The sequence below is a fragment of the Neobacillus drentensis genome, from assembly GCF_036966985.1.
Classification (GTDB): Bacteria; Bacillota; Bacilli; order Bacillales; family Cytobacillaceae; genus Neobacillus; species Neobacillus drentensis_E.
Map to the genome: position 1 here is coordinate 794 of NZ_JBALSN010000543.1, position 4,808 is coordinate 5,601.

8 protein-coding genes are annotated in these 4,808 nt (G+C 37.3%); 7 read left to right on the forward strand and 1 reads right to left on the reverse strand.

Annotated features, from left to right (window positions below; translation table 11 throughout):
- The 6 genes from V7659_RS27535 to tatC all read left to right on the forward strand — a co-directional run.
- On the forward strand, positions 1–485 hold a 485-nt coding region (locus tag V7659_RS27535; RefSeq protein WP_335543260.1), incomplete at its 5' end, for a TerD family protein.
- Between the two features lie 130 nt (positions 486–615).
- Positions 616–1,323 carry an anthrax toxin lethal factor-related metalloendopeptidase gene (locus V7659_RS27540; RefSeq protein ID WP_335543261.1) on the forward strand — a complete coding sequence of 236 codons (708 nt, stop codon included), beginning with the start codon at positions 616–618 and terminating at the stop codon, positions 1,321–1,323.
- A 55-nt stretch (positions 1,324–1,378) separates the two neighbouring features.
- The gene (locus tag V7659_RS27545; RefSeq protein ID WP_335543262.1) at positions 1,379–2,173 is read left to right on the forward strand and encodes a thymidylate synthase; all 795 of its coding nucleotides are present in this window, start codon (positions 1,379–1,381) and stop codon (positions 2,171–2,173) included.
- On the forward strand, positions 2,170–2,664 hold the full coding sequence (locus tag V7659_RS27550) for a dihydrofolate reductase (protein WP_335543263.1): 495 nt from the start codon (positions 2,170–2,172) through the stop codon (positions 2,662–2,664). The genes V7659_RS27545 and V7659_RS27550 overlap by 4 nt, the downstream gene beginning before the upstream one ends.
- 212 nt (positions 2,665–2,876) lie before the next feature.
- A complete protein-coding gene (locus tag V7659_RS27555) occupies positions 2,877–3,071 on the forward strand; it encodes a twin-arginine translocase TatA/TatE family subunit (protein ID WP_335543264.1) in 195 nt (64 codons plus the stop codon).
- 157 nt (positions 3,072–3,228) lie between these two features.
- A complete protein-coding gene (gene tatC / locus V7659_RS27560) occupies positions 3,229–3,969 on the forward strand; it encodes a twin-arginine translocase subunit TatC (RefSeq protein ID WP_335543265.1) in 741 nt (246 codons plus the stop codon).
- Positions 3,970–4,111: 142 nt separating this feature from the next.
- Here tatC and V7659_RS27565 read toward each other — a convergent pair whose 3' ends face one another.
- Positions 4,112–4,258 carry a hypothetical protein gene (locus V7659_RS27565; RefSeq protein ID WP_335543266.1) on the reverse strand — a complete coding sequence of 49 codons (147 nt, stop codon included), beginning with the start codon at positions 4,256–4,258 and terminating at the stop codon, positions 4,112–4,114.
- Positions 4,259–4,441: 183 nt separating this feature from the next.
- Between V7659_RS27565 and V7659_RS27570 the strand changes: the two genes are divergently transcribed.
- Positions 4,442–4,693, forward strand: coding sequence for a DUF2535 family protein (locus tag V7659_RS27570; protein WP_335543267.1), 252 nt, complete (start codon positions 4,442–4,444; stop codon positions 4,691–4,693).
- The last annotated feature ends 115 nt before the right edge of the window (positions 4,694–4,808 follow it).

Here is a 4,808-nt window from a genome sequence, read left to right on the forward strand (position 1 = left end):
ATCGTTATCATGGCGGAAATGACTTTGATTTAGATGCATCGGCGTTTTTAGCTGATGCGAATGGCAGAGTCGTTAACGATTCGGACTTTATTTTTTACAATCAACTCATCCACCCCTCAGGTTCGGTTGAACATACAGGAGATAATCGAACGGGTGAAGGTGACGGAGATGATGAACAGATCAAGATTGACTTCAGTAAAGTCCCATCACATGTGCACCGGATCGCCATTACAGTAACCATTCATGATGCAGAGGCAAGATATCAAAATTTCGGCCAAGTATCCAACGCTTTTATTCGTCTAGTTGATGAAGATACGGGTAATGAGATATTGCGCTTTGATCTTGGCGAGGACTTTTCCGTAGAGACAGCCGTCGTTTTTTGTGAACTTTATCGTCATAATGGCGATTGGAAATTTAACGCAATTGGGAGCGGTTTTGCAGGTGGATTAGCAGCCCTTTGCCGAAATTATGGTTTAGAAGTATAACTTTAAGAAGCTGCCATTTTGGCAGCTTCTTCCCTTTTTTTATCCAGTAATTCCTTATAATTTTCCGAAACCGCATTCACGTTCCCATGTTATAATTCTAGTAATCTATGAATAACAAGGGGATGATGGGGTGCGAAAAACAATCGTTTCAGTATTAATCGCTGGTTTGTTTCTATCATCAATCACTACTTCGCAAGCATCTAATGCTGGTGTTATGCTTGAGGATTATTCTACGAATTCTGTCCTCTACCATTCGCTTAAAGTCGATCAATCGTTACCACTGCTCGATCAAATCATTGTCTTACCTAAGCAGAGTTTTGATCAAAAAGAAGCGGCCGAAATGATTAACCGAATTGACTCGATCCCTGACTCTATATTAGAAAAAATAATAAACAACGGAATCAGCTTGAAATTATTTACTGGAAAACTTACAGATAATCCGACAGCCAGTCACCTAAAAGGGAAAATTCCGAGAGGATACACCAATAAGGTAACCTGGGATGATGTCCCTGGGATTGGCGGTTCGAAGGTGGTATTGGTTAAAATCGGTGCGAGTGATAAAGGGCATGGCCACGGCTCTGTAAATTTGGAATTACATGAACTGGCGCATTCCATCGATCATTATGTATTTAATGGGATTAGTAGTTCGAAGGAATTTCTGAACGTGTTGGAAATGGAACATGAACAATTGTTTCCAGGGAACAGTTATTTTCAATATCCGGAAGAATATTTTGCAGAGACTTTCGCAATGTATTATTTAAATACTGATACGAAAGACCTATTACGGGCGAAGGCACCGAAAACATTTGATTTTATGAAACAGCTATCGCTTCACTAATTTGTCTTTGATTGTTAAAATAGATGAATATGTGCAGAAAAGGGAGTTGTCCGGGTTGAAGCAATATTTAGATTTATGTAAACATGTCCTTGAAAATGGAAACGTAAAGGGCGACCGAACAGGGACAGGAACGATTAGTACCTTCGGGTATCAAATGAGATTTAATTTAGCGGAAGGGTTTCCGCTTATGACTACGAAAAAGTTGCATTTAAAATCAATTATCTATGAACTACTCTGGTTTTTAAACGGAGATACCAACGTTCGATATTTACAGGAGAATGGTGTCCGGATTTGGAATGAGTGGGCCGATGAAAACGGAGAATTGGGTCCTGTTTATGGTCACCAGTGGCGTTCATGGACAGGGGCCGACGGTAAAACTGTTGATCAAATTAGCGAACTCATCGACCAAATCAAAACAAATCCTAATTCGAGAAGACTGTTGGTAAATGCATGGAATGTGGCGGAAATTGACAACATGGCGCTGCCACCGTGCCACTGCATGTTCCAATTTTACGTGGCAGACGGTAAATTATCCTGTCAGCTTTACCAACGCTCAGCAGATGTCTTTCTAGGCGTCCCATTTAACATTGCGTCCTATGCTCTTCTGACGATGATGATCGCTCAGGTATGTGACCTTGAACCAGGCGAATTTATCCATACATTCGGTGATGTTCATATTTATCAGAATCATCTTGAACAAGTAAAGTTACAAATGGGGAGAGAACCTCGTGCTTTGCCTATCCTCAAAATAAATCCGTCCGTTAAAGATATCTACTCCTTTGAGTATGAAGACTTTACACTTGAAGGTTATGACCCGCATCCCCATATAAAAGGAGTGGTCAGTGTATGATTTCCTTTATTGTCGCGATGGACGAAAATAGAGTAATTGGGAAGAATAATCAACTGCCTTGGCATTTACCCGAGGATTTAAAGTTCTTTAAGCGGGTTACCATGGGCCATCCTATTGCGATGGGAAGAAAAACGCATGAATCCATTGGCCGTGTTCTTCCAGGCAGAGAGAATATTGTCATCACTCGCCAAGCTGATTATCGTAGTGAAGATTGTACTGTTTTTACCTCGGTTGAAAATTTTGTCAAGTATTGCCAGAAGCAAAACGATGAAATCTTTGTGATTGGCGGAGCAGAAATATTCAAAGAGACATTTGCATTCGTGGATCGTCTTTACATTACACTTATTCATGATGAATTTGCAGGCGACACGTTCTTTCCTGAATTTGATTCAAGCGTTTGGGAACTAGTGTCTAATGAAAAAGGACCTAGAGATGATAAAAATCCGTATGATTATGAGTTTAGAATTTATGATAGAAAGTCTAAAGTGTAATTAATAATTTATCATTGACTACATGAAGTTGTAATTGTTAAATTGTCAGTAGTAATTTATAATGTTTTATGAAATACTAAATATCATAAAGGTATTGCTTTAAGTAGATATTGTGAAATTACTATGAATTATTGATGATAATTTACCTAAAAAGGATTTTTGGTACTATAATCATAGTAGCAATAATAAACAATTAAAGGGGATGTACATCCATGTTTTCAAATATCGGAGTACCCGGATTGATTTTGATTTTAACACTTGCATTAATCATATTCGGACCTAAGAAACTTCCAGAAATCGGTCGTGCGTTCGGACAAACATTGAAGGAATTTAAAAAGTCTACTCGTGAACTTACAGATGATGTCATGAAAGACATTGATGATGAAAAGAAAAATTTGACCAAATAAGGTGTGAGATTTCCGTCTTACACCTTTTCTTCTTTAAATTTACCTTTTGTAAAAATATTATGGTACATTTTGTATATATAATCATAACTAAAGTTGTTTTACTTAGAGTACAAGCACGTGCTCTTTTTTAATCTTTTGATAATGGCAGGGGAAGTACATGGATGATAGAGAATTAAATTTAGTGGATCATTTAGAGGAACTGCGCAAACGGATTATTATTTCTGCACTTGCCTTTGTAGTTTTTTTTATTGTTGGTTTTATTTATGTTGATGATATCTATAAATGGTTTGTTGGAAATGAAAAACTACTTGTTCTCGGCCCTAGTGATATTATGTGGATCTATTTCATGCTGGCAACCGTTATTGCCGTGGCAGGAACCATTCCAGTCCTGGCCTTACAAATTTGGCTGTTTGTGAGACCGGCCTTGAAACCGATTGAAAGAAGAATAACCCTTTCCTATGTTCCAGCATTATTTTTCTTATTTATTATCGGTCTAGCCTTTGGCTATTTTGTCATTTTCCCAATGGTGTTAGACTTTTTAGTGAACATAGGGAAAGATATGTTTGTCACAAACTTCACAGCCGAAAGATATTTTAGCTTTATCTTAAACATGACTCTGCCATTCGGAGTATTGTTTGAACTTCCAGTTGTTGTCATGTTTTTAACTTCGCTGGGAATCATCAATCCGTTTGTTCTTTCAAAAATTCGTAAGTATGCCTACTTCGTACTTATTATTATTGCAATTGTTATTACACCACCGGATTTTATGTCAGATTTTGTCGTAACCGTACCACTTTTATTGCTGTATGAAATCAGCATTAATTTATCGAAATTTGTCTATCGTAAACGGTTGAAAAAGCAGCAGGAAGAGGATACAGAAGAGATGGTTGAAGCGTAAATAAGCTGTAATAGCAAAAAAATGAGCCCTCATTCCATTAGGAATGGGGGCATATTTTTTAGCTTTTGTTCTGTTCTTTCATCCATGACTGAAATTTTATGTAGTTGCGATACTCATGAAAGTCTTCTTTCTTTAAACCATCCTAAATCGCCTGGCGGATCAAAATCTTCCATTCCTCATCCAGTTCGATTTCCCCATGGATCTTTGGTTTAGACTCCTCTAGCAGGTATTGAACGCTAGTGTCTAAAGGTTCAGCAACCTTAACTAAAAATTGAAGCAATAAAACCATATGAATTCCCATCCTTCGATTAGAAAAACAGGCCAATCAAATTGACCTATTTTTTTTGTTGAAGAATAACTAGCGACTAGGAAATAATTCATAAATATTTCTTAAACTAAGCAGAATAAGACACAATTCGAACTGCATTAGGTGTATAATATACACAAACGGGTGAAAAAGAGGATTGATATTTTGTTATTCAAAAGCCTAGAGTTCAAAAATGTTATTGGACAGAAGGTTAAAATTATTGAAATTCCTGTATTGGAGGAAGATAGCACTTATAAATTTATGATCCAAGTCCGTTTACAGACGTATGTTACGTCGCTCTATGAGGAAAAAAGCTTGAAAAAATGCTATTCCTTTAAAGATTATCTGAAAAAGATCATGAAATGGCCTGATTATGAACGCTTGTTTAAAATAGGAGAATTAAAGAATAACGCTTAATGCATCCAGAGCATCGCAGGGATCCCCCGGCGGTGCTTTTTAATTTTAGGCAGTGTTAATGCTTATTGTTATTTTGGCAACCTTTTAATTGGAGTGTAAGGCGCGAAGACTCCTG

Excerpts from the sequence above, each read along its gene's own strand:
- V7659_RS27550 (WP_335543263.1), top strand. The coding sequence starts at position 2,170 with ATGATTTCCTTTATTGTCGCGATGGACGAAAATAGAGTAATTGGGAAG.
- V7659_RS27555 (WP_335543264.1), top strand. The coding sequence starts at position 2,877 with ATGTTTTCAAATATCGGAGTACCCGGATTGATTTTGATTTTAACACTT.
- tatC (WP_335543265.1), top strand. The coding sequence starts at position 3,229 with ATGGATGATAGAGAATTAAATTTAGTGGATCATTTAGAGGAACTGCGC.
- V7659_RS27565 (WP_335543266.1), bottom strand. The coding sequence starts at position 4,258 with ATGGTTTTATTGCTTCAATTTTTAGTTAAGGTTGCTGAACCTTTAGAC.